Source organism: Mycobacterium sp. ACS4331 (assembly GCF_001667265.1).
Classification (GTDB): Bacteria; Actinomycetota; Actinomycetes; order Mycobacteriales; family Mycobacteriaceae; genus Mycobacterium.
Genome location: NZ_LZHW01000050.1, coordinates 1 through 24,463, shown reverse-complemented (window position 1 = coordinate 24,463; position 24,463 = coordinate 1). Strand labels below are relative to the sequence as shown.

21 protein-coding genes are annotated in these 24,463 nt (G+C 67.2%); 12 read left to right on the top strand and 9 right to left on the bottom strand.

Annotation, left to right across the window (positions count from 1 at the left end; genetic code table 11):
• Positions 1–392: 392 nt before the first annotated feature.
• The 6 genes from glnT to A5727_RS12440 are packed head-to-tail and all read left to right on the top strand — an operon-like array spanning position 393 to position 6,480.
• A complete protein-coding gene (gene glnT / locus A5727_RS12465) occupies positions 393–1,709 on the top strand; it encodes a type III glutamate--ammonia ligase (RefSeq protein ID WP_068249466.1) in 1,317 nt (438 codons plus the stop codon).
• Between the two features lie 29 nt (positions 1,710–1,738).
• Entirely contained in the window at positions 1,739–2,623 is an 885-nt protein-coding gene (locus A5727_RS12460; protein ID WP_068249462.1) for a class II glutamine amidotransferase domain-containing protein, read from the top strand.
• Complete coding sequence (locus tag A5727_RS12455) at positions 2,611–3,300, top strand: GltB/FmdC/FwdC-like GXGXG domain-containing protein (RefSeq protein ID WP_068249460.1); 690 nt, start codon at positions 2,611–2,613, stop codon at positions 3,298–3,300. Before A5727_RS12460 ends, A5727_RS12455 begins: the two co-directional genes overlap by 13 nt.
• An 11-nt stretch (positions 3,301–3,311) precedes the next feature.
• Positions 3,312–4,640: an FMN-binding glutamate synthase family protein gene (locus A5727_RS12450; RefSeq protein ID WP_068249458.1), complete on the top strand. Its 1,329-nt coding sequence runs from the start codon at positions 3,312–3,314 to the stop codon at positions 4,638–4,640.
• Positions 4,637–5,827, top strand: coding sequence for an NAD(P)/FAD-dependent oxidoreductase (locus A5727_RS12445; RefSeq protein WP_068249456.1), 1,191 nt, complete (start codon positions 4,637–4,639; stop codon positions 5,825–5,827). The genes A5727_RS12450 and A5727_RS12445 overlap by 4 nt, the downstream gene beginning before the upstream one ends.
• An 11-nt stretch (positions 5,828–5,838) precedes the next feature.
• Positions 5,839–6,480 carry a helix-turn-helix domain-containing protein gene (locus A5727_RS12440; RefSeq protein ID WP_068249454.1) on the top strand — a complete coding sequence of 214 codons (642 nt, stop codon included), beginning with the start codon at positions 5,839–5,841 and terminating at the stop codon, positions 6,478–6,480.
• Positions 6,481–6,509: 29 nt separating this feature from the next.
• Here the strand turns inward: A5727_RS12440 and A5727_RS12435 are convergent, their stop codons facing one another.
• From A5727_RS12435 to A5727_RS12420, 4 genes are read right to left on the bottom strand one after another with little or no spacing between them, the layout of a single operon-like run.
• A complete protein-coding gene (locus A5727_RS12435) occupies positions 6,510–7,505 on the bottom strand; it encodes a phosphotransferase (RefSeq protein WP_197507650.1) in 996 nt (331 codons plus the stop codon).
• Between the two features lie 32 nt (positions 7,506–7,537).
• The gene (gene surE, locus A5727_RS12430; RefSeq protein ID WP_068249450.1) at positions 7,538–8,350 is read right to left on the bottom strand and encodes a 5'/3'-nucleotidase SurE; all 813 of its coding nucleotides are present in this window, start codon (positions 8,348–8,350) and stop codon (positions 7,538–7,540) included.
• Positions 8,344–9,498: an NAD(P)/FAD-dependent oxidoreductase gene (locus A5727_RS12425; RefSeq protein ID WP_082949764.1), complete on the bottom strand. Its 1,155-nt coding sequence runs from the start codon at positions 9,496–9,498 to the stop codon at positions 8,344–8,346. Before A5727_RS12425 ends, surE begins: the two co-directional genes overlap by 7 nt.
• Positions 9,495–10,793 carry an aspartate aminotransferase family protein gene (locus A5727_RS12420; RefSeq protein WP_068249446.1) on the bottom strand — a complete coding sequence of 433 codons (1,299 nt, stop codon included), beginning with the start codon at positions 10,791–10,793 and terminating at the stop codon, positions 9,495–9,497. Before A5727_RS12420 ends, A5727_RS12425 begins: the two co-directional genes overlap by 4 nt.
• Positions 10,794–10,869: 76 nt before the next feature.
• Here A5727_RS12420 and A5727_RS27855 point away from each other — a divergent pair, with 76 nt between their 5' ends.
• Complete coding sequence (locus A5727_RS27855) at positions 10,870–11,535, top strand: TetR/AcrR family transcriptional regulator (RefSeq protein WP_068249444.1); 666 nt, start codon at positions 10,870–10,872, stop codon at positions 11,533–11,535.
• Positions 11,536–11,645: 110 nt separating this feature from the next.
• Here A5727_RS27855 and A5727_RS12410 read toward each other — a convergent pair whose 3' ends face one another.
• The 4 genes from A5727_RS12410 to A5727_RS12395 are packed head-to-tail and all read right to left on the bottom strand — an operon-like array spanning position 11,646 to position 15,286.
• Positions 11,646–12,653 (bottom strand): zinc-dependent alcohol dehydrogenase, encoded by a 1,008-nt coding sequence (locus A5727_RS12410; RefSeq protein ID WP_068249442.1) that lies wholly within the window; start codon positions 12,651–12,653, stop codon positions 11,646–11,648.
• Positions 12,646–13,659, bottom strand: a complete 1,014-nt coding sequence (locus A5727_RS12405) for a transketolase family protein (RefSeq protein ID WP_068249440.1) — start codon at positions 13,657–13,659, stop codon at positions 12,646–12,648. Before A5727_RS12405 ends, A5727_RS12410 begins: the two co-directional genes overlap by 8 nt.
• On the bottom strand, positions 13,656–14,525 hold the full coding sequence (locus tag A5727_RS12400; protein ID WP_068249464.1) for a transketolase: 870 nt from the start codon (positions 14,523–14,525) through the stop codon (positions 13,656–13,658). The genes A5727_RS12405 and A5727_RS12400 overlap by 4 nt, the downstream gene beginning before the upstream one ends.
• Before the next feature lie 5 nt (positions 14,526–14,530).
• Entirely contained in the window at positions 14,531–15,286 is a 756-nt protein-coding gene (locus A5727_RS12395; protein WP_068249438.1) for an IclR family transcriptional regulator, read from the bottom strand.
• An 82-nt stretch (positions 15,287–15,368) separates the two neighbouring features.
• On the opposite strand from A5727_RS12395, the gene A5727_RS12390 reads away from it, so the two are divergent.
• The 3 genes from A5727_RS12390 to A5727_RS12385 all read left to right on the top strand — a co-directional run bounded on the left by A5727_RS12390 (position 15,369) and on the right by A5727_RS12385 (position 17,893).
• Positions 15,369–16,163: an SDR family oxidoreductase gene (locus A5727_RS12390; protein ID WP_068249436.1), complete on the top strand. Its 795-nt coding sequence runs from the start codon at positions 15,369–15,371 to the stop codon at positions 16,161–16,163.
• 103 nt (positions 16,164–16,266) lie between these two features.
• Positions 16,267–16,434, top strand: a complete 168-nt coding sequence (locus A5727_RS27465) for a hypothetical protein (protein WP_157521351.1) — start codon at positions 16,267–16,269, stop codon at positions 16,432–16,434.
• A 31-nt stretch (positions 16,435–16,465) separates the two neighbouring features.
• Positions 16,466–17,893 (top strand): purine-cytosine permease family protein, encoded by a 1,428-nt coding sequence (locus A5727_RS12385; RefSeq protein WP_068249434.1) that lies wholly within the window; start codon positions 16,466–16,468, stop codon positions 17,891–17,893.
• A gap of 59 nt (positions 17,894–17,952) precedes the next feature.
• On the opposite strand, the gene A5727_RS12380 is transcribed toward A5727_RS12385, so the two are convergent.
• Positions 17,953–18,975, bottom strand: coding sequence for a hypothetical protein (locus A5727_RS12380; protein WP_157521350.1), 1,023 nt, complete (start codon positions 18,973–18,975; stop codon positions 17,953–17,955).
• Between the two features lie 182 nt (positions 18,976–19,157).
• On the opposite strand from A5727_RS12380, the gene leuA reads away from it, so the two are divergent.
• Positions 19,158–20,978 (top strand): 2-isopropylmalate synthase, encoded by a 1,821-nt coding sequence (leuA, locus tag A5727_RS12375; RefSeq protein ID WP_068249430.1) that lies wholly within the window; start codon positions 19,158–19,160, stop codon positions 20,976–20,978.
• Positions 20,979–21,112: 134 nt separating this feature from the next.
• On the top strand, positions 21,113–24,289 hold the full coding sequence (locus A5727_RS12370) for an NAD-glutamate dehydrogenase domain-containing protein (protein WP_068249428.1): 3,177 nt from the start codon (positions 21,113–21,115) through the stop codon (positions 24,287–24,289).
• Positions 24,290–24,463 lie beyond the last annotated feature (174 nt).

The following is a 24,463-nucleotide window of genomic DNA, read 5'->3' as shown; positions in this document are numbered from 1 at the left end:
CTGGGGTGGGCCTTGGGGTGTGGCGTGCCCGAGGGGCGTGTGTACCCCGGGGGCGTTGCGCACCCAGGTGGGCGTCTGAGTTGCCCGCCTCTGAGCGATTTTTCGCCCCACCGTCGGCCGACCATCACTCGCTGCGCCCCCTCGGCGGTTACGGGCTCCTTCGGCCTCGACGCCGGGGCTTAAGCCTCTGCGGGCCAGCGCGGCGTGTCTTCGCGGACGTTTAGTGTCGCGCCGGCGACGGGGGCGACGACCGCGCCGACGACGGAGCCGCACGCGGGACACCCAACCCCGATCCGCCCGCTCGAAAATCCGCCCTCCGCTCACACTGCAAGCTGTTTCATCCAGTGATACTTTGATTCCTGTCACGAGACTTCGAAAGGTCCGAGGAGATGATGGCCACCAAGAGTCAACTCGCCGCTCTCGCCGAGCAGGCCGGCACCCGATTCCTGCTCGCACTGTTTGTCGATCTGCGCGGAAAGCCGTGCGCCAAGCTGGTTCCCGTCGAAGCGGTCGAGCAGCTGGCCACCGAGGGGGTGGGATTCGCGGGCTACGCCGTCGGCGCCATGGGCCAGGAGCCCAAGGATCCCGATCTGATGGCGATCCCGGATCCGAGCTCGTTCACGCCCGTCCCGTTCATCAAAGAGGGTCTGGCGATCGTGCACTGCGATCCCCACGTCGAAGGCCAGCCGTGGCGGTTTGCACCCCGCGTCATCCTCAAGTCCCTCATCCAGCGCGCCGCCGACGCCGGTTTCGAACCCTGGGTGGGCGCCGAAGTGGAGTACTTCCTGCTCAAGCGCAACCCCGACGGCAGCCTGTGCACGGCCGACACCGACGACACCGCGGCCCAACCGTGCTACGACGCACGTGGCGTCACCCGGATGTACGAGCACCTCACCACCATCTCCACCGCCATGAACACCCTCGGCTGGTCCAACTACGCCAACGACCACGAGGACGGCAACGGCCAGTTCGAGCAGAACTTCGAGTACGCCGAGGCACTGGTGACCGCCGATCGCGTCGTCACGCTGCGCTATCTGCTGTCGATGATCGCCGCCGAACGCGGCATGGTCGCCACCTTCATGCCCAAACCGTTCGGTGACCGCACCGGCAGCGGCCTGCACTTCCACCTTTCGCTGACCAGCGCCGGACAGCCCGTCTTCCCCGCCGACGCCGACGACACCAAGGGACTCGGCCTGTCCGACACGGCCTACGCCTTCGTCGGCGGCATCCTCGACCACGCCTGCGCGCTGCAGGCCGTGATCGGCCCAACCGTCAACTCCTACAAGCGCACTGGGGCACTGAGCACCGCCTCGGGTGCGTCGTGGGCGCCGCGGCAACCGTCGTACGGCGGCAACGACCGCACCCACTACATCCGGGTCCCGGACAACCAGCGCATCGAACTGCGCGGCGCGGACGGTGCGGCCAACCCGTATCTCGCCATCGCCGCGGCGCTGGGCGCCGGCCTCGACGGCATCAAGCGCAGCACCGACCCGGGCCCGGTCGGCCTGGTGCAGGGCCGCGCCACCCTGCCTCCGACGCTGCTGCACGCCGTGGACGCGCTGGCGACCGACCCCGTCGTGACCGGCGTGCTCGACGCCGTCGGCCCAGGGGTGTCGGAGTACTTCGCCAACCTCAAACGCGACGAGTTCTTCGCCTACCACAGCGCCGTCAGCGCGTGGGAGGTCGACCAGTACCTCACCGCCTTCTGAAACACGAAACATCAAGGGAGACAGAAATTATGTGCGGGATCGTGGGGCTGCATCTACGCAGCCCGGACCTCCACCCCCAGCTCGGGGCGCTGCTGACCGGCATGCTGTGCGAGATGGCCGACCGCGGCAGCGATTCGGCGGGCGTGGCCGTCTACGGCAATCCCACCTGGTGCCCGCCGGGCCTCAACTGCGTGTCGGTGCTGGAACTGACGGCGGCGCCCGACGAGATCGCGGCCACCCTCGGCGATGACGTGCAGGTCCGCGCGCTCGGAGACACACTGCTGGTCACCGGCACGGCACCGGCCGAAACCCTGCAGGCCAGGCTTCTCAGCGCCTACCCCGACGCGCTGATCTCCGGGTTCGGCGCCGACGTCGCCGTGCTCAAGGGCGTCGGCCACCCGCGCGACCTCACCACGGCGTGGGGCCTGGCCGAGGCGAGCGGTTGGCAGGGCGTCGGCCACACCCGGATGGCCACCGAATCCGCGGTCACGCCATCGGGCGCGCATCCGTACGCTGTGGGCCCCGACCAGTGCCTGGTGCACAACGGGTCCTTCTCCAACCACGCCACGATCCGTCGCGAACTGCGCCGCGCCGGTGTGGTTTTCGACAGCGAGAACGACACCGAGGTCGGTGCCCGGTTCGTCGCACAACAGTTGGCCAGCGGCCGTGACGTCGAAACCGCCCTGAAAGAACTGTGCGCGACGTTCGACGGGTTCTACACCCTGCTGGTGTCCAACAGCGACTCGTTCGCCGTCGTGCGGGACGCGATCGCCTGCAAGCCCGCCGTCATCGCCGAAACCGACGACTGGGTCGCGATGGCCAGCGAGTACCGCGCGCTGTCCGGCCTGCCCGGCGTCGAACGCGCAGCAATCTGGGAGCCCGAACCGGAGGTGGTCTACGCATGGACGCGCTGAGCACGCACTTCGACCTGCACACCACGCCACTGCGCGAGGTCAATGCCGCCCTGCACGCCCCCGACGTGACAGGCGACTTCGTCATCGAGAACCCGGCTGGCGCACACAATGTCGCCGTCGGTCTCAACGCACCGATCACCGTCACCGTCGACGGGCACGTCGGCTATTACGCGGCCGGAATGAACCAGCACGCAGACGTCACCATCGACGGCAACGCCGGCACCGGCGTCGCCGAGAACATGATGAGCGGCACGGTGTGGGTCAAGGGCAACGCATCGCAGTCCGCCGGCGCCACCGCACACGGCGGACTGCTCGTGATCGAAGGCGACGCCGCCGCGCGGTGTGGGATCTCGATGAAGGGCGTCGACATCGTCGTCGGCGGCAGCATCGGGCACATGAGCGCGTTCATGGCACAGGCCGGCACCCTCGTGGTCCGCGGCAACGCCGGCGAGGCGCTCGGAGATTCGATCTATGAGGCCCGGCTGTACGTCCGTGGCGAGGTCGCCTCCCTCGGTGCGGACTGTGTCAGCAAGGAGATGCGCGCCGAACATCACGAGGAACTGGCCCGACTGCTCAAGGCCGCGGGCTACGGCGACGACGACACGTCGGCCTACACCCGCTACGGCTCGGCCCGCCAGCTGTACCACTTCCACGTCGACAACGCCGGGTCCTACTAGAAAGCCGACCGATGACCCCGAACACTGACGACCGCGCCCGCCTCGGCCTGCGCGAATCCGCCACCTTCGACCGCGCCACCATCGCGGCCATCAACCGCGCCGCGGACACCGGCATCTACGACATCCGCGGATGGGGCGCGAAAAGACCGCTCCCACACTTCGACGACCTGCTGTTCCTGGGGGCGTCAATGTCCCGCTACCCACTTGAGGGGTACCGCGAACGCTGCGACACCGACGTGGTGCTCGGCGACCGCAACGCCAAACACCCTCTGCACTTGGCCATTCCGGTGACCATAGCCGGGATGAGCTTCGGTGCGCTGTCCGGACCGGCGAAGGAGGCGCTGGGCCGGGGAGCCAGCGAGGTCGGCACCTCGACCACCACGGGTGACGGCGGTATGACGCCCGAGGAGCGGGGTCAGAGCAAGCACCTTGTCTACCAGTACCTTCCGTCGCGTTACGGTATGAACCCCGACGATCTGCGCCGTGCCGACGCCATCGAGGTGGTGCTCGGTCAGGGCGCAAAACCTGGCGGTGGCGGAATGCTGCTGGGACAGAAGATCTCCGACCGTGTCGCGGGAATGCGCACGCTCCCACCAGGCATCGACCAGCGTTCGGCATGCCGGCACCCGGACTGGACCGGGCCCGACGACCTCACCATCAAGATCAATGAACTGCGGGAGATCACCGACTGGGAGAAGCCGATCTACGTCAAGGTCGGCGCGACCCGGACGTACTACGACGTGAAGCTCGCGGTGCACTCCGGCGCCGACGTCGTGGTCGTCGACGGAATGCAGGGCGGCACGGCCGCCACCCAGGAGGTGTTCATCGAGCATGTGGGCATCCCGACCCTGGCCGCCATCCCGCAGGCCGTGCAGGCCCTGCAGGAACTGGGGGTGCACCGTAGGGTGCAGTTGATCGTCTCCGGCGGCATCCGCAACGGCGCGGATGTCGCCAAGGCGCTCGCTCTGGGCGCCGACGCCGTCGCGATCGGTACGGCGGCCCTGATCGCGCTCGGCGACAACCACCCGAAGTACGCCGCCGAGTACGAGAAGCTCGGCAGCGCGGCGGGTTTCTACGACGACTTCCAGGACGGCCGGGATCCCGCGGGCATCAGCACACAGGACCCGGAGTTGGCGGCCCGCTTCGACCCGATCGAAGGCGGTCGGCGCCTGGCCAACTACCTGCGGGTGCTGACCATGGAGGCCCAGACCATCGCCCGCGCCTGCGGCAAGGCCCACGTGTGCCACCTCGAACCCGAGGATCTGGTCGCCGTCAGCATCGAGGCGGCCGCCATGGCCCGCGTACCGCTGGCCGGCACCGACTGGATTCCGGGCCGATGACCGCTGAGACTGCCGACGTCGTCATCGTCGGCGGTGGCTTGGAGGGCACCGCGGCAGCCTGGGCGCTGAGCCGGCGCGGGGTCACCGATGTGCTGGTCGCCGAACGCAACACGGTGGGCTCGGGGATGACCGGCAAATCCAGCGGCATCGTGCGCTGCCACTACGGTGTCAGTTCCCTGGCCGCGATGGCGTGCGTCGGGCTGGAGGTCTTCGAGAACGCACACGAGATCTTCGGCGATGACATCGGGTTCCGCCAGACCGGCTACGTCGTCGGCGTCGGTGAACCCGACGTCGAGTCGATGCGCAGAAGCCTCGCCGCCCAGCGTGCGGTCGGCGTGCAGACCGAGGAGATCGACGCCGCCGAGGTGGCCCGCATGTGGCCGTGGGCCGACCTGTCGGCGTTCGCGGCGTTCGGTTGGGAGGCCCGCGGCGGCTACGGCGACGCCTATCAGACCGCGCAGGCCTTCGCGGTCAGCGCCCGTGCGGCGGGCGTTCGGGTCCGGCAGGGCACCGCCGTCACCGACCTGGTGATCGACGGTGACCGCGTGACCGGGGTGCGCCTGGCCGACGGCACCGAGGTCAGCGCGAACACCGTCGTCGTCGCCACCGGTGCGTGGACCCGCCCGTTCCTGCTGCCCTACGGTCTCGACGTACCCATCGACGTGGTGCGCGAGCAGATCGTGCTGGTTGACCCCGGGGTCGGCCTCGGCACGGTCCCGGTGTTCTCCGACCTGGTCTCACTGCAGTACATCCGGCCCGAAACCGGCGGGGAGATCCTGTTCGGCAACAGTGATCTCGCCGACTGCGAGACCGCCGACCCCGACGACTACTCCAACCGCGCCAGCGAGGCGTTCATCGACCTGACCGTCGACAAGATCGGCACCCGCTTCCCCGGGTTCACCGACGCCGCGATCACCAGCAGCTACGCGGGCTGCTACGACGTCACCCCGGACTGGAACCCAGTCATTTCGCGAACCGGCGTCGAGGGCCTGGTCGTCGCGGCCGGCTTCAGCGGACACGGCTTCAAGATCGCGCCGGCGGTGGGTCAGCTGGTCGCCGACCTGGTGATCGACGGGTACAGCCGCGACGCGCGGATCCCCGAGACCGATTTCCGGTTGTCCCGGTTCAGCGAGGATGATCTGTTGAGAAGCCCGTATCCATACGTCGGTGCGGGGCAGATGCGATAGACGGGGGCTGCGTGTCCGACCTCATCCGCAACCAGTCCGGGACAGCGCGCGATCGAGACCCACAGGAACCGGTCGGCGAACTCGAACTGGAGGCCGCGATCGGCCGCAACGTCCGCCTGCTCCGCCAGCAGGCGGGGGTGTCGGTGGCCGACATGGCCGCGCGGGTCGGCATCTCCAAAGCCATGCTGTCGAAGATCGAGAATGCCCAGACCTCGTGCAGCCTGTCCACACTGGCGTTGTTGGCCAAGGGTTTCGACGTGCCGGTCACCACGCTGTTCCGCGGTGCCGATGTCGAACGGCCCGCGGCGTTCGTGAAGTCTGGGACGGGTGCGCGAATCGTCCGCAACGGCACCATGCAGGGCCATGAGTACGAGCTGCTGGGATCACTGCGCGGCGAGCACAAACGGCTCGAGTGCCTGCACGTGGCGCTCTCGGAGAAGAGCCAGACCTATCCCCTGTTCCAACATCCCGGCACCGAGTTCATCTTCATGCTCGAGGGCGTCATGGACTACAGCCACAGCCGCTCGGTGTACCGCCTGCACCCGGGTGATTCACTGCAGTTCGACGGTGAGGGCGCGCACGGACCGTCTGATCTGGTGGAGCTGCCCATTCGCTTCCTGTCGGTGATCGCGTTCCCGGATTCACAGGTGTGAGGTGACTGCACGCCCGTGCCGAGCAGCCCTCAGCCGGAGCGCCCGAAGACCCGACCGAACACCAGCGGATCGTCGGGCTGGGCGCCGGCCCGCGTGAAGTAGGCGCACTGTTCCCACTCCGCCAGGCTGCGCCGGGCCCGGTCGAAATGGTCTGCCGCGCGGGCCACATGGTCGAACTGCACCTCACCCAGCACCGGCGCCGCCACCACGGCCCAGATCGCCTCGCGCAGCGCCGCCATGAACTTCTGCGCCAGCAGTCGGGCTCGATCGCAGTCGCGCACCACACCGAAGTAGCCGGCCAGCGCACGGTCGGCGTCGACGGGTGACAGGTCGGCGTCGGCCACGAAGTTGCCCAGATCGAAGTAGGGGTTACCCATCCCGGAGTACTCCCAGTCGACCAGCCACAGGCGTCCCTCCGCCCGCAGGAAGTTCGCGGTGTTGGCGTCGCTGTGGCTGTGCACCTTAGGCACCCCCAGGCTCTGGAAGTGCCGTTCGATGCGCGTCGCCGCGTGGACCATCGCAGGCAGGTCACGAGGTGTCGGAAGCTTCTCCGCCGCAGCGAGTTCCGTGTAGGCCAGGATGTCATCGAGGGCCGAGAAGTCGTGTGAGCAGCGACCGTCGCGGTGGGTCCGGCGCAGCAGCGCCATGCAGTCCTCGATGGTGGTGCCGGCGGTGATGTCCTCCGTGCGGACCATCCGGGCGTCCAGAAACCTCGTCAGGGAGTCGCCCGACGGCATCGTGATCCCCAGCAGCTCCGGGGTCAGCCCGGCCGCCTGGGCGAACAGGTGCGACTCCAGGCCGGCCACCCGGTTGATCCGGAACCGGCGCGAAACCGCTTCGGAGGCTGTCAGTCTCAGCACGCTGTGGCGCGCGCCATCGGCACTGATCAGAAAGTTCTCATTGCTGCCGCCACCCGACAGCACCGCCACGTCGACGTCTCCGGAGAGCTCGGGGTGCGAGATCGCGTCCAGCGCGTGCCGGACTGCGTCATGGTGGCTGGGGTCGACAGAGTCGTCGAAGGTCACAGAGTTCATCGTGTCCGCCGCCTGTTCGACCGTCAGCGGGCCAGCGGGTGGACGACGACGCCGTGAGGCTGGGCCAGGTCACCGGCTGCGGGGTCGGTCACATCGACCAGTCCGCCGAGCACCGACAGCAGGCTCACCGCCACCGCCCCTTCGGCGACGGCGGCGAAGTCCGAACCGGCCGCGAAGATCGCTCGCGGGTCCGACTGCCAGGACTGAACCATCGCCGCGCCCGTATCGGACCGCTCAACCGACATCGTCACCTCACGCCAGCGGCGTTGCCCCACCAGGCTCCACTGCACCCGGGTCTGCGCACGTCCAGACGGAACGTTCACGTTCAGCAGGCTGGCCTCGGGCCCAGCCTCGGCGAACCACGCCACCAGCTCACTCAACACGTCGAGGTGTTCGAACCGCGATGGCCTCTCGGCCAGGAACCGAATCGTCGGATCGTCGCCCTGTTGGGAGAGCGCGACCGCGGGAACTCCCAGGACAGCCGCTTCGGCCGCGGCCGAGACGGTTCCCGAGTACCGGACGTCATCACCGAGGTTGACACCGTGATTGATTCCGGACACCACGATGTCGGGTCTGGCGAACAGACCCCCGAGGACACCGACCCGGACGCAGTCTGCGGGTGTTCCCGAGCAGGAGTGCACGCGAACGCCGTCGACCTCGCCATGCTCCTCGACCACCAACGTCTCGCGCACGGTGATCCGGTGGCTCGTGCAGCTGCGATTATCCGACGGCGCCAGCATCGTGACCGAGTGCCCGGCCCCAGTCAGCGCCGCCCCCATCGCGCGGATTCCGTCGGCCTGATAGCCGTCGTCATTGGTCAGCAGGATGTTCAGCATGAAGTCACTTTCAAGGAGGGACGGTCCGGCAGAAATGAGTCGGCGAAGTCGAAGGTGCGGGACTCGCCAAGGACCGCCCACTCCGCCGCCAGCTGTCCAACCGCCGGCGAGAAGCTCAGACCGACTCCGCTGAGCGCACCGAGTTCGACGACACGGGGGTCACCGGCGTGCGGGCCGATCACGAATCCTCCGTCCGCACTGATCGGGTATATCCCGGCCCACCCGCTGGTGAAGGACGCGTCCTCCCACTGCGGGAAGCGCTCGACCAGGGCTGTCGCAACCTGTTCGATGTAGTCCAATTCGACAGTTCTGGAATAGGATTCGGGGTCGGCAGCGGGACCGTGTGCGGCGTAGGAATGCAGACCGGCGACGAATTCGCCTCGCCGCTCGGGACGCACGTACGCGGCGTTCTCCTCGGCACCGGGGAAATAGGACTGCACGATCGGGAAGTCGCGGTCGGCGAGGGAGTCGACTCGGACCATCACCGTCTGGTGCCGTTGATTGCGCATCCCCACCGAATGGCCGAACAGCTGGGCCACCGCGCCGAGCCATCCACCGGAGGCGTTGATCACCACATCGGCGGTGAACTCCCCTGCGGTGCTGAGCAGTTCGATTCGAGCCGGGCTGCGCCGCACTCCGACGAGTTCAGCACCCGGCACGTAGCGCACTCCCGTCTGCTTACCGAGGCGCAGATAGGTCGCGCACAGTTCCGGGCCGTCGATGTGGCCGTCAGTCGGACCGTACATCCCGCACAGCACGTCATCGGTGCGGATTCCCGGCGCGATCTCGGCCAACCGCTGTGGGCTGATCAACTCGACATGCTCGGTTCCGGCCCGGGCGGCGGCTTCGCGGGCCAACTCGAGCTGCGCCTCGGTCCGCACCAGGCGCACATACCCCGACCGCGCGACGGTCAGCCCGGCCTCACGCTCGAACTCGCCGATCGCGCGGGCGCTGTACAGGCGCAGCGCCAAGTCGTCGGCCCCGACGGTCTGCCGGTTGAAGATTCCCGCGGACAGACCCGAGGACGCCTGCCCGTATTGATCCTTCTCCAGCACCGTGACCGTGGCGCCGAGTCGCGAGGCGGCCATCGCCGCACTGAGCCCTGCGGCACCGGCGCCTATGACCACCACGCTCATCGGCCGCGTCATGCGCCGACCCTCTCGATCGCCGCGCCGAAGGCCTCGACCGCGCGGTCGAGGTCGTCGTCGGTGTGGGCCGTGCTCAGCAGCATCAGGCCGCGCGGCGCGAAGAACACCTCGTCGTCCAGCGCCGATTCGCAGATCCGCGAGACCGTTGCGCGGTCGGACCGCATTGCGTCGGCGAAGGAGCGGATCTCACCCTGGACATCCCAGAACAGCTGCAGCACCGAACCGATCTGGTGAATCGTCAGTGGCACACCCTGTTCGGCCGCCACCCGGCGCAGACCGGTGGCCAGACGGACACCCGACCGCTGCAGCCCCGGGTAGATCCGGTCCTGCTCGGCACGCAGGAGGGCCAGGGTCGTTTTGGCCGCGGCCGCACCGATCGGGCCGCCGCTGTAGGTGCCCGCCGGATAGACCCCGCCGCTGACGATCGACTCCATCGCGCGATCAGTCCCGACCACGGCCGCCATTCCGAAGCCCGATGCGATGGCCTTGGCGAACACACTGAGATCCGGTTCGACACCGAGCATTCCGCCCGCGCCGGTCAGACCGAGACGGAAGCCGGAGAGCACCTCATCGAAGATGAGCAGCGCGCCATGGGCCGCGCTGAGTTCACGAACCCGTTCCAGGAACCCCGGTTGCGGCAACAGGGTTCCGAAGTTCAGTGGCACCGGTTCCATGATGACGGCACCGATGCGGTCACCATGCGCGGCGAAGATCTCTTCGAGTTCGGCTGGGGCGTTGTACCGGCAGATCAACACCGATTCGTCGGCCGGCAGTCCCGGCACCGCATGGCTGCGCACGGGAGGTCTGGACAGGTCAGGGTCGGGATCGACCGCCTGGCTGTTGCAGAACAGCGGGTCGATCCAGCCGTGGTAGTGGCCCTCGAACTTCAGAATCAGCGGACGGCCCGTGGTCGCCCGCGCGATGCGGATCGCCAGATGTGTTGCCTCACTGCCGGAATTGGCCAACGCAACTTTCTGAGCGTGCGGAATGATCTCGGTGAGCAGTTCGGCGACCTCGATCTCGGTCGGGTGGTTGCCGTACAGCACACCACTGCTCAACTGGCGACGGACGGCCTCGATCACCTCCGGTCGGTCGTGGCCGAGAAGCAGCGGACCCGACGCCATGATCATGTCGAGGTAGGAGCGCCCGTCGGCCCCGTGCAGCCAGGCCCCTGAACCGCCGACGAACAGCGGACCGTTGGAACGCATCCGCGCCACCGACGTGACGCCGCGCGCCAGCACTGCCCGCCCCCGGTCGGCCCACTCCTGGGCGCGGTGCTTCACAGTCGAATCCATGGCGCCAGACCCTAACAATCGTTAGGTTTGTCGTCAACAGGCACGGCCGCGTCGGCTCCGCGGCTAGGATTCCGATATGTCCGCCAGCCCCGCGATCCCCATGTCGCCCGAGGAACACCTGCTGCGCCTGCTGTTCCACGTCCGCGACACTGCGCGGCCAGACCAGGAGGGCACGCGCGGCCAGATCGCCGCGACGGCCATCCGGCTGTTCACCCGCCTCGGTTACGGCGGAACGTCCATGCGTGCCATCGCCGCCGAGGTGGGCATCCAAGCCGCCAGCATCTACTCACATTTCCCCGGCGGCAAGAAACAGATCCTGCACGAGGGCCTGCGGGACATCTACAACGACTTCCTCCAGCATGTGACCGCCACCCTCAACCCGGACATGAGCCAGGAGTGCCAGCTCGGGACACTTTTGGAGCGCCATGTGATCTGGCAGTTGGCCGCCGGAGACAAGGCCTTGGCCTGGGACGCCGCCTACGGCGGCCTGGGCGTGTACGGCGTCCTCGACGAAACCGAACTCGAGGACATCGCCACTCCACACGATCTCTACCACGGCTACCTGCAGTCGCTGTTCGCCGCCAGGTTCGGCGAGGCCGAGTCGGCACGCCACACCCAGGTGGCCATCCTGCTGTGCGACAACGCCCACCGTTTCGCCGAGGACGGCGCAGCGCCGGAGCGGACCGCACAGCTGATCCGCGACATGACACTGCACCTTGCCTCACCCGAGGGCCTCGCCTGACTCGCTGCCTTTGCTAACAATCGTTAGGGCCATCGCATCACTCGCCGACCAATGCCGCGGACAGAAAGAACCCCGCAGGGCAGCGCACTGCGGGGTTCTTTCGGCTGTGCCTACGGTTCGATGACGATCTTCATCTCATCCCGCGATACGCGCAGCACCTCGAACGCGTCCTCCACGGCCCGCGACAGTGGGACCACCCGGGTGATGAGGCCTTCGAAGGCCTCGGGGCGTTGGGCGAGGATCCGCACCGCGGCGTCGAAATCAGCGGGCTGATAGACCCGCGACGCCACCAGAGTGACCTCTTTCATCACCGCTGCCGCGATGTCGATCGGCTTGGCGGTGCTGGGGATCGCCCCCAGCAGGACCGTGCCGCGCGGCCGTGCCAGCCGGGTGGCGATCTCCGTGGTGGCCGGCACTCCAGCCACCTCGAACACCACGTCGTAACCCGCACCGCCGCTGGCCGCGATCAACCCGTCGACACCGGAATCCGGTGACAGCACGGTGATCCCGTCACCCGCGATGAGTGCCGCGCGCCGCGCGTTCGGCTCGCTGACCACCACGGCGACGCCCATCGCCGCGCACACCCGGGAGATCAGCGCACCGACCGGCCCGCCGCCGAGGATCACGACGTGGTCGCCGGGACGCACGCCGGCCCGATCGACCATGTGCACGGCCACCGCGACGGGTTCGACGAGCACCGCGAGATCGAGTGACAGCTCCACCGGCAGAACAGTGACGTTCTCGACGGGCACCACGACGCTGCCGGTCGCCGCTCCGTCGGCGTCGATGCCGATCAACCGCAACTGACGGCACACGTGCGGTGTCCCCGTGCGGCAGGCATCGCACGCACCGCAACTCATCGTGGGCCGAACCGTCACCGGCGTGCCCGGTGCCAGGCCGACCGCGCCGGGTGCCGCCACTCGGCCACAGAACTCGTGCCCGATCACCACCGGTGGCTGCACCCGCTCCAAGCCGCCAGCCCACACGAGCAGGTCGGTGCCGCAGATGCCGACCCGGTGCACATCGATGACCACCTCGCCTGCACCGGCGCTGACACGTTCACGGGGCGTCAGTTCCAGGACACCCGCGCCGGAGTAGACGACCGCGTGCTCAGCCATCGGCGAGTTCGCGCCGAATGCGCGCCTCAATGCCCGCCGCGTCGAGCCCGAAATGCTTGTAGAGGTGCGTCGGCGGGCCCACCGGGGCGTACTGGTCCTCGACGCCGTGCATGGCAACGCGCGCCGAACCGCGCTGCTGGGCAACCACTTCGGCGACGGCACTGCCGAGACCGCCCAGGACGTTGTGCTCCTCGACGGTGAGGATCGTCGTCGACTGCTCGGCCACCGCACGCACGGCCTCGACGTCGAGCGGCTTGATGGTGTGCATGTCGAGCAGCCCGACCGCAACGCCTTCGGCGGCAAGTCTTTCCACCGCGTCCTTGGCGGGCGCGACCATGGAACCGGTGGCGATCACGGTCAGCTCGGCCGGCGGGGCCAACTCCATCGCGCGGCCCAGTTCAAAGCTCGACAACTGGGCATCGGTGTAGATCTGCGGGTCCCGGCCGCGGCCGATCCGCAGATAGGCCGGGGAGTCGACGTGCGCCAGCGCCTTGACCATCGCCCGCAGTTGACCGGGATCCGCCGGCGCCAGGACCATCATGTTGGCCATCGACCTCATGATCGCCAGATCCTCGGTCGCGTGGTGGGAGGTTCCGTAGAACCCCAGGGTCATGCCCGTGTGATGCCCGACGAGGCGGACCGGCAGCTTGGTGTAGGCGATGTCGGTGCGGATCTGCTCGGCACACAGCAGCGCAAGGAAACTGGCGAAGGTGGCGGCGTAGACGTGCCGACCCACGGTCGCCATTCCCGCCGCCGCGCTGACCATGTTCTGCTCGGAGATGCCGAACTGATGAAACAGCTTCGGGAACCGCTTCTCGAACTCGGCGAGGCCGTTGGAGTACTTGAGGTCCGCCGTGACCACCGAGACCGGCACGCCCTCCTCGGCGAGTTCACACAGCGCGCCGGAGAGCGCATGGAAGCCCGGCGCCTGCGAGATCAGATCCTTCAGCTGCCACGATTCGCCGCGGTAGCCGGGACGGCCGGTTGTCGTTGCTGTGGTGGTCATTTGAGTCCTCCGGCCAGTTCGGCGTACGCGTCCTTCTCGTCCTCGGCATCGAGCCAGCCCAGATGCCAGCCCACTTCGGTCTCCATGTAGTCGATGCCCTTGCCCTTGACGGTGTGTGCGATCACCACCGTCGGACGCTGCTCATCCGGGTTGGATTTGACCGCACGCAGCACCTCGGTGAGCGCCTTGACGTCATGTCCGTCGACCTCGACGCAGTTCCATCCGAAGGCGCGCCACTTGTCGGTGAGCGGTTCGATTCCGAGCACGTCGTCGACCTTGCCGTCCAGCGAGTACTGGTTGCGGTCGACGATCGCCACCAGGTTGCGCAGCTTGTAGTGCGCGGCGTTCAGCGCCGCCTCCCAGACCTGCCCCTCCTGCAGTTCACCGTCGCCGAGAAGAACGAAGGTGTGGAAGTCCTGTTCCTGCACCCGGGCGGCATGCTGCATACCGACGGCCACCGAGAGCGCATGGCCCAGCGATCCGGAACTGAAGTCGACGCCCGGCACCTGAGTCATGTCCGGGTGGTCACCCAGTGGATTCCCCAGTCGGGTGTACTCGTCGAGCAGGCTGGGGTCGAAGAAGCCCCAATCGGCCAGGATCGGGTACAGACCCACCGCCGCATGACCCTTGCCCATCAGGAATCGGTCGCGGTCGGGCCAGTTCGGATCGCCGGCACGGAGGTTCATCACGTCGTAGTAGAGGGCCGCGAAGATCTCGGCACACGAGAACGTCGAGGCGTAGTGGCCGGTCTTGGCGATCGCGATGAGCCGGACCGTCTCGGTGCGCACGAACTGTGCTCGCTCGGTGAGTCTGGCGATCGACTCGGCACCCAATGCGGCGTCCTGAGTCGTGGTGACGGGGGACAACGGGGTCAACCTTTCTTTCGTTGGATATCGGAGAATCCCAGGGCCCGCGATATTTCGGAGGCCGTGGCCCTGACCTGGTCTGAGAGTGAGGCGCCGGGGTCCAGGACACGGGTGCGTGCGCCGCTGGCGGAGATCGAACCCACCACGAAGCCGGCGTGATCCCGGATCGGAGCCCCCACCGCGGCGATGCCACCGGTGACGTCCTCGTCGGAGACCGCGTGCCCCGCGGCACGGATCGCGTCGAGTCTGGCCGTCAGTTGGTCGATCTCCGCACGGTTCAGTTCCGCGGTTGCGCACCACTGATGGAAGACAGCCTCGCTCTGGTACGCCAGGAGCACGATCGGCGCGGCACCTCGGTCCAGCGGCAGTGCACCGCCGAGCTTGAGTTCCATGCTGGCGACCCCTTCACCGTCGATGCGGGTCACGCAGACGGCGCGATCCCCGCGGGCGACGCAGAGGAAGACGGTGAGTCCAGTCTCGTCGTGCAGTTCTTCGAGCGGACCGCGCGCGACCCCGGTCAGGTCGAGCCGCGCGAGAGCGGCGGCGCCGAGTCGGAAGAGTTCGACACCGACCGACCACTGCCCCGCCTTGGCGGACTCCTCCACCCACCCGATGGCCCGAAGGTCCCGAAGCTGCCGATAGACGCTGCTGCGGGGCTCATCCAGCGCGTCGGCAAGTTCGGTCGCCGTGAGCCCACCGGCCGCGGCAAGCGCATTGAGCAACCGAGCGACCTTGTCCAGCGACTGCGATGAAACCGCCATGGAGCCTCCTCATCAGGACGGCTGCCAAGTTATCACATACTGATAGCCTGTATCACTAGTTGATAATCTAGGAGAGGTATCCATGACTCCCACCCCCGTCCGCAAGCTGGGTGACATGACCGGTCGAGTGGCCCTGGTGACCGGAGCCAGCAGCGGCATCGGTGCCGCCATCGCTCGCACCCTGATCGAGGCGGGGGCGCGCGTGCACGCGGCGGCGCGCCGCGAACCGGAGATGGTCACCGCGATCGGTGCCCAGCACGTCGACAGTGGCCGACTGGTCACCCATCGCCTCGACGTCAGCGACGGCGACGCGGTGCAGGCCCTCGCCGATCACCTGGCCGCCAACGACCCGATCGACACCCTGGTCTGTGCGGCCGGAACGAACATCACCAACCGGAGACTGCATCAGGTCAGCTTCCAAGACTTCGAGCAGCTGGTGGCCACGAACCTCAGCGGAACCTTCTACGCGCTCCGCGCCACCCTCGACCAACTGCGGGAACGGCAGGGCGATGTCGTGATCATCTCCAGCGTCGCCGGCGCATGGCCGGATCACTCCGGGCCCGCGTATCAGGCGACCAAGGCCGGCCTGCTCGGACTGGCCCGTGGCGCGGGCTGGGACGAACACGGTTCGGGAGTGCGCGTCTGCACCATCCTGCCGGGCATCGTCAACACCCCCATCCTGGATCTGCGCCCCATCCCACCCGCCGACGAAGTCAAGGCGGCCTGCGTGCAACCCGAGGACGTCGCCGAAGCCGCGCTGTGCGCACTGACGCTGGCACACCGCACCACCCTGGCGGAGATGACGCTTGTCTCAACCCTGCTGCAGTCCCTCGGCAACACCCAGGATGGCAATCCAACTCTTCCAAACACTCGTTAGGGAAATTATTGCCGGTAACTGTTGCGTGGACCACAATGCCGTGCAAAGATCCCTTACGTTCGTTAGGCAGACTGGGCTCGCCCGCCTACAGAAAGTTCCAAAGATGATGATTGCCAACAGTTTTGAGAAAAGACTCGAGAAGGAGATCCGCCAGCGAGTCACCGTTATCGAGGACCCCTCCTACGATTTCGGGCCCCGCTTCGGCCTGATGAGCTGGGTGGCGGTGAACGTCGTCATCATCGGCTGCCTCGCCGCCATCTTCCTGGTCTGACCACATCCACTGACCTCCGGCAAGGACTTCAATGACATCAACCACCACGACGTCCGAAAAGGTGGACAAGGAAGCCATTTTCGGCATCGTTCCACTGCTCAAGGGCGAACGCACCTTCGGCTTCTGGGATTTCTTCCTGGTGCTCAGCGGTTACGGCATCGCCACCTGGTGCTATTCACAGGGCGCCTACATCGCCTCGCTCACCGGCTTCAAAGAGATGACCATCAGCATCTTCGCCGGCAACCTGCTCTTCATCACGATCATCTGTCTGATGGTGCCGCCGGTGGTCCGCTACGGGGTCGACCTGTGGTGCAGCATCCGGTCGCTGTTCGGATACAAGGGCGTCCGGGTGATCTGCGTGCTCATCGTCCTGGTCAACTTCCCCTGGTATGCCGTTGCGAGCAGCATCTTCGCGTCCTCCCTCATGCAGCTTTTCGCGGCCTTCGGGCTGAACCTGCCGGGCTTCTTTGAGACCGTGCTCGCGCTGCTGTGCATCCTGGCCGGCACCCTGATCGCGATCGGCGGACCGGTGGCCATCAAGTGGTCCACCCGAATCATGGTCCCGGTGCTGATCCTGGTCGGCGCCGTCGTGGTCGCAATCGCCTTCGGCGCAGTGCCTTTCGCCGACATCCTGGCCTTCGAACCCGATTCCGGCATGTCGCAGCGCGACTCCTTCGCCATGTCCATCGAGGGCAACATCGCATTCGCGATGTCCTGGATCGCCGCCCTCGGCGTCATGCCGCGGTTGGCCAAGCGCGAAAGCCACGCCTTCACCGGCAACGTGCTCGCCTTCGGCGTGCTGGTGCCGTTCTTCCTGTTCGCCGGCGGCGTGATGGCGATCGCGATGTTCGTCAAATTCGGCTACATGACCGCGGATCCGACCGAGATGCTGGTCAACCTCGCCGCGCCGATGGTGGGCCTGCTGTCGCTGGTCTGCGTGGGATTCGCGAACGTCACCACCCAGAGCGTGGGCTCCTACTCCTACGCGGTCGCGCTCAAGTCCGTCTTCACCAGACTCGACTACCGCTGGCTGTGCTGGGGACTGGCCGCCTACACCGCCATCCTGGCGGTCTGGGGCGGGGTCGAGGAGCACTTCGGAGCGTTCCTGTCGCTGGCCGGACTCATCTACGCCCCCTTCATCGGCCTGATCCTGGTGGACTTCTACCTGGTTCGCCGCCAACGCTATTCGCTCAAGTCGATCTACCGGTTGGACAACCACAGCGCCTACACCTACACCGGCGGTTTCAACGTGCTGGCCTTCGTCGCGATGGCGGTCGGCATCATCGCCGCACTCGCGCTGTACAACCCGATGACCGGCGAGATCCGCAGCGAGCTGTTCTACTTCCTGGGCTCGTCGGCGTTCTCCTGCCTGGCGACGGCCGTGACGTACTACGCGCTCAGCCAGGTTCCGGCCGCCAAGGCCTATCTGCTGCGTGACCGGGACGAACTGACCCCGTAACCACGCACCACCGCACGGCGCCGCAGTCGCATCCCCCGGGGCGACTGCGGCGTCGTGCGTCAGCCGAACACCCGCGCCGCCACCCCGGCCACCTCCACGGCGGCCCCACAGTCCCCCTTGCCGCCCTCGACCGTGACGGCGGGCCGCACCACGACGTTCTCCACGTCGACGAAGTCCCCGCCGGCAAGTCTTCGCTGCATCGTCGGGCCGGTGAACACCGTTGCGCTGCAGAACGTCGGATCCAGGTACAGCTCGTCACCGTCGGGCGTCTTCAACCGCTTGTGCCCCTCGGTCGCGACGCCGACGATCTTGGGCTGCAGCGTCACCCGCAGGCCCACCACATCCGGGTCGCCGTCCCGCCAGACCCCGAACTCACACGTATACGGCCGCGAGGCGGCGACGTCCCAGTGGTCGACGTCGTCGGCGATCACCGACAGCACCTCGCAGGGATCACGTTCGGCCAGGGCGACGGGGTAGACCGCCGCGGCGTCGCGCGGGGGCAGCGGTGCGGTGCCGACCGTCTCGGCGACACCCGCGGCGAACTTCTTGGTCAGCTCGCAGTCCTGATCACCGATCTGCCCCACCCGGACAACAGGCTGCGCAGCCTTGCGCAGCGGCGACGCGCCCGGAAGCTCACCGAGCGCCAGCGGGATGACGTACTCGCAGGACCGCGGTGCGCTCTCGTACACCGGCACGTCGCCGGCCCGGAACGACGGCGGCTCCTTGACCCGCGCGAGATCCAGCGTCACGTTGAGGAACTTCCGGTTGGCCACACCGGGCATCTTGATCTCGACGTCACACTCGTCGAACGCGTACAGCGTCGACATCGCGGTGATGTCGCCGATCCCGCTCTGAGTCTCCTGCTCCACGAGCCCGCAGACATCCAGGCGGCGCATCGCCCGCAGGTACGACAGCATCACGGCATCGCGTTTCCCGATGGTCTGACCGTGGGTGGCGATGTCGTCGGCGAAGAAGAACCCCGGGTCGACGGCCGGTTCGCGCACAGTCGCGGCACCGTCCACCGGCTGGGCGCAACCCGCCAGCGCCAGGCCCAACACCAGGGCGACTACCTGCGCTTTCACGGCCCCAGTCTGTTCTACGACGACGGTTTTGGCTACACGGACCCACCGGAGTACAGTGTTTGCCGTGCAGCGGGTCCTCCTTCTCGGACGCCGCGACGGGGTCTGATCCAGACTGGCCTCCCGTCGCGGGTCTTTCGCGATGCGCCGGTCTGAATTCCATCCAAGACCACGGAGCCACCATCATGACCAGCTTCACCAAAGCCGAGATCTCCTCCCCCGACGCCTTCTCGTCGGTTCGCACCATCACCACGCCGACGGGCGCACCGAACCCCGGCCAGCCCGCCTGGAACACGCAGCGCGGATCCTCGATGCCGATCGAGCGGTACCGCAGCTTCGCTGACGAGGTCGAGTCCATCCGCCTGACCGACCGCACCTGGCCCGACAAGGTCATCGACACCGCCCCGATGTGGTGCGCGGTCGACCTGCGCGACGGCAACCAGGCCCTGATCGACCCGATGAGCCCCGCCCGCAAGCGCCGGATGTTCGACCTGCTGGTGCGGATGGGTTACAAGGAGATCGAGGTCGGCTTCCCGTCGGCCAGCCAGACCGATTTCGACTTCGTCCGGGAGATCATCACCGACGGCGCCATCCCGGACGATGTCACCATCCAGGTGCTGACTCAGTCACGTCCGGAACTGATCACCCGCACCTTCGAGGCGTGCAGCGGTGCGAAGAACGTGATCGTGCACTTCTACAACTCCACCTCGATCCTGCAGCGACGCGTCGTGTTCCGCGCCGACAAGGCCGCGATCAAGAAGATCGCCACCGACGCCGCCGAACTGGTGCTGCAGGAGGCCAAGAAGTACCCGGACACCAACTGGCGCTGGGAGTACTCCCCCGAGTCCTACACCGGAACCGAGCTGTCCTACGCCAAAGAGGTCTGCGACGCGGTCACCGAAACCCTGGGCGCCACCCCGGAGAACCCGGTGATCATCAACCTGCCGGCGACCGTCGAGATGGCCACGCCCAACGTCTACGCCGACTCCATCGAGTGGATGAGCCGCAACCTGGCCCGCCGGGACTCCGTCATCCTGAGCCTGCACCCCCACAACGACCGTGGAACCGGCGTCGCCGCCGCCGAACTGGGTTACCAGGCCGGAGCTGACCGGATCGAGGGCTGCCTGTTCGGCAACGGTGAGCGCACCGGCAACGTATGCCTGGTGACGCTGGGTCTGAACATGTTCAGCCGAGGCGTGGACCCGCAGATCGACTTCTCCAACATCGACGAGATCCGCCGCACAGTCGAGTACTGCAACCAGCTGCCCGTTCCCGAGCGGCATCCCTACGGCGGCGACCTGGTGTACACCGCCTTCTCCGGAAGCCACCAGGACGCCATCAACAAGGGCCTGGACCAGATGAAGATCGACGCCGACGAGGCCGACAAGGATGTCGACGACATCCTGTGGCAGGTCCCGTACCTGCCGATCGATCCCAAGGACGTCGGCCGTACGTACGAGGCCGTCATCCGGGTCAACTCGCAGTCGGGCAAGGGTGGCGTCGCCTACATCATGAAGGCCGACCACGGCCTGGCCCTGCCGCGTCGCCTGCAGATCGAGTTCAGCCAGGCCATTCAGGCGATCACCGATGGCGAGGGCGGCGAGGTCTCACCCAAGGAGATCTGGGACGCCTTCTCCGAGGAGTACCTGGCCCCGGTCACCCCGTTGGAGCGGATGCGGCAGAAGGTCGTCGCCGCCGAGGTGGATGGCGGCACCGACACCATCACCGCAGTGGTCAAGGTCGACGGCATCGAGCGCGAGATCGTCGGCGCCGGAAACGGTCCGCTGGCGGCGTTCGTCGACGCGCTGGGCACCATCGGTTACGACGTCAACGTGCTGGACTACTCCGAGCACGCGATGTCCTCCGGCGAGGAGGCCCAGGCCGCCGCGTATGTCGAGGCGTCGATCGACGGTAAGACCGTCTGGGGTGTCGGCATCGCGACGTCGATCACGACGGCGTCGTTGCGCGCCGTGGTGTCTGCGGTCAACCGCGCCGCACGTCGCTGACCCGCGGTTTACACAGTGTCACGGACTGATCGTGTTTGTTGACGGAGTGCTCGAACCCTGACAGCGGTTCACCCTGCAGAATTTCAGTCATGCTGCCCACCGATGTGCAGCATGACTGAAAGCAGGAGGAATCTGTGTCGTCCCCGGTTTCGTTCTTCAACGACGAAGAACTGAACGCTCTGGCCGCTGACGAGATCGCCGTGAGGCTGAATCGTGCCAATCGGTTGAGCTTCGCTCTCGCCGCAGGACATCCGGTGCCGTTGCGCCGGATGCTGCCGGGCCTCGAGAGCATGGATCTCGAGGTGATCAACGAGCACACCATCACCTGGACTGGTGCCGACGGCACCGTCCGCCACGTCTACGAGCTGGTCCTCGACCCCAACACCGAAGGGGCACAGGGCTTCGCAGCGAACTGGCAGAAGGCCGAGCAGCAGATCTGTGACACGTTCCGCGCCATCTGGACCGGCCGCACCGAGGCCGACCGCTTCAACGCGCTGATCCCAGCGGCGGGGCTTGACTGGCGCCAGGTCGCGGTGCTGCGCAGCTACAGCCGCTACCTCCGACAGCTGCCACTGCCCTACGGGCAGAGCCGAATTCAGCAGGTGCTGCTCGACGACCCCGACGCCGCCGCGGCCGCGGTGGCGCTGTTCGAAGCCCGTTTCGACCGGCACGCCGACGCCACCGCCGCCGACGAGCGACTCGGCACCGCCATCGACGGTTTGGTGCACATCGACGCCGACAGAATCATGCGCGCCTACCGCAACCTCATCAACGCCACTCTGCGCACCAACGCGCTCTCCCCGGAAGCGCTCGGCCCAGCGGCACCGTATCTCGTCCACAAACTTGACGCGCGGCACATCGATGAACTGCCCCAGCCTCGACCGGTGTCCGAGATCTTCGTCTACTCACCCGATTTCGAAGGTCTGCACCTGCGCTTCGGACTGGTGGCACGCGGCGGACTGCGCTGGTCCGATCGACACGACGACTACCGCACCGAGGTGCTGGGCCTGGTGAAGGCTCAGGCGGTCAAGAACTCGATGATCGTGCCCGCCGGCGCCAAGGGCGTCTTCGTGGTCAAGGCAGCCGCACCTTCGCGCGATGAGGGCATGCGCTGCTATCGGCAGTTCGTCTCAGCCCTGCTCGATGTCGTCGACAACGCCGCCGAGACCGACCCCTCCTCTGCAGTGTCGGTGTGCCATGACGGCGCGGATCCCTATCTTGTGGTCGCGGCGGACAAGGGGACGGCGACGTTCTCTGATGTCGCCAATGCGGTCGCGGTCGGCCGGGGCTACTGGATGGGCGACGCGTTCGCCTCCGGAGGCTCCGCGGGCTATGACCACAAGGCCATGGGCATCACCGCCCGGGGCGCCTGGGTCAGCGGCGACAGCCACCTCGCAGAGCTCGGAATCGACTCCGACACCGACGAATTCCGCGTCGTCGCGATCGGCGACATGAGCGGCGACGTGTTCGGCAACGGCATGTTGTTGCGGCGCGGCATCAGGCTCATCGCCGCCTTCGACCACCGGCACATCTTCGTCGACCCCGACCCGGCCGGGCTCGAGGCGTATGCGGAACGGACGCGCCTCTTCGCCCTGGCCCGGTCGTCCTGGGATGACTACAACCGCCAGTTGATCAGCGCCGGTGGCGGGGTGTGGCCGCGCACGGCGAAGACCATCCCGATCTCCGGCGAGATGCGCCAGGCGCTCGGTATCCCCGAGTCGGAAACCCATGTCACCCCCAATGAACTGATCAGCCACATCCTGCGCGCGCCAGTGGATCTGCTGTTCAACGGCGGTGTCGGCACGTACATCAAGGCCAGCGACGAGCAGCACTCCGACGTCACCGACAAGGTCAACGACAGCGTCCGCGTCGACGCCTGCGATGTCCGCGCTCGCGTGATCGTGGAGGGCGGCAACCTGGGTGTGTCCCAGCGTGGGCGCATCGAGTTCGCCTCGCGCGGAGGACTCATCAACACCGACGCGATCGACAACGCGGCCGGTGTGGACTGCTCCGACCATGAGGTCAACATCAAAATCGCCCTGGCAGGGCGTTATCCGGCGACGGAGCGCGACGCGCTGCTGGCAGAGATGACCGACGAGGTCGCCGCACATGTGCTGACGAACAACCTGGCACACAACCGACTGCTGCGCGACGCCCGCTTCAACGGGTCGCAGATGGTCTCGGTGCACGGACGCATGACCACCGCGCTCGAGAGGGATCGAGATGTGCACCGCGAACGCGAACATCTGCCCAACGCCGACGAATTCGCAGAGATGGCCAAGCGCGGTGACAGCCTCACCAGACCTCAGCTGGCAACGCTGCTGGCACACACCAAATTGGCCCTCAAGGCCGAACTGCTGGAATCCGACGACTTCGACGACTCCGACTTCACCGCCGCTCTGCACCGTTACTTCCCGGTGACGCTGCGGCGGCGTCTGGGTGATCAGCTCAACGAGCACCCCCTGCGTCGAGAGATCATCGCGACGTCGGTGGTCAACCACGTGGTGGCCACCTCCGGTCTGACGTATGCGTTCAGGCTGACCGAGGAGACCGGCGCAACCACAGGTGAGATCGTGTGTGCGCACGCCATCGCCTCCGACGTCTTCGACCTCAACACGTTGTGGGACGACATCCATGCTGCCAACCTGGCCCCGGCGTTGACCGACGACCTCGTGATCGAAGGGCGGCGCCTGCTGGACCGAGCATCCCGCTGGTTCCTGGTCAACCGACCGCAGCCGCTGTCCATCGATCACGAGACCAATCGCTTCGAAGCGGTTTCGACGCTGCGGGGCAAGCTCGGGGAGATGCTGCGAGGCAACGAATCAGCCACGGTCGCCCGGTGGCGCGAGGGTTGGGAGGCCCGCGGTGTCCCGACCGACATTGCGCGCCGCATCAGCGAATCGCTCTACGCCTACAGCCTTCTCGACATCATCGAGATGGCCCATGAGCACAACGAGGACGCCACCCGTCTTGCGCACATCTACTTCGAGCTCTCGGCGCACCTCGGCGTCGACAACCTGCTGCTCGCGGTCTCGTCACTGTCGCGCAACGGTCGGTGGAATGCGCTGGCGCGGTTGGCGTTGAGAGACGACCTCTATCGGACGCTGCGGGACCTCGCGCGCGACGTCCACCGGCTCGTCGGTGCACACACCGACGGTGTCGATGTCATAGCGGAGTTCGAGTCGTACAACCGGTCGCGCATCGAACGGGCCCGACGCACGCTGCAGCAGTTCCAGAACACCGAGAACCCGGATCTGTCAGTGCTTTCCGTGGCCACCGCGCAGCTGCGCCGGCTCACGACCGGCGTCTAGATCCGCAGGACCACCTCCGCGAACGCAGCGGTGAACCAGAAACAGAAAGGACCGGCCGGGGGGGGCGCCCACCCCCCCCCCCGGGGCGCGGAGGGGGGGGGGGGGGAAAGAAGGGGGGGTGTTTGGGGGGCCCCCGGGCCCCCCAGGGGGGGCCCCCGGGGGGCACGGGGGGTT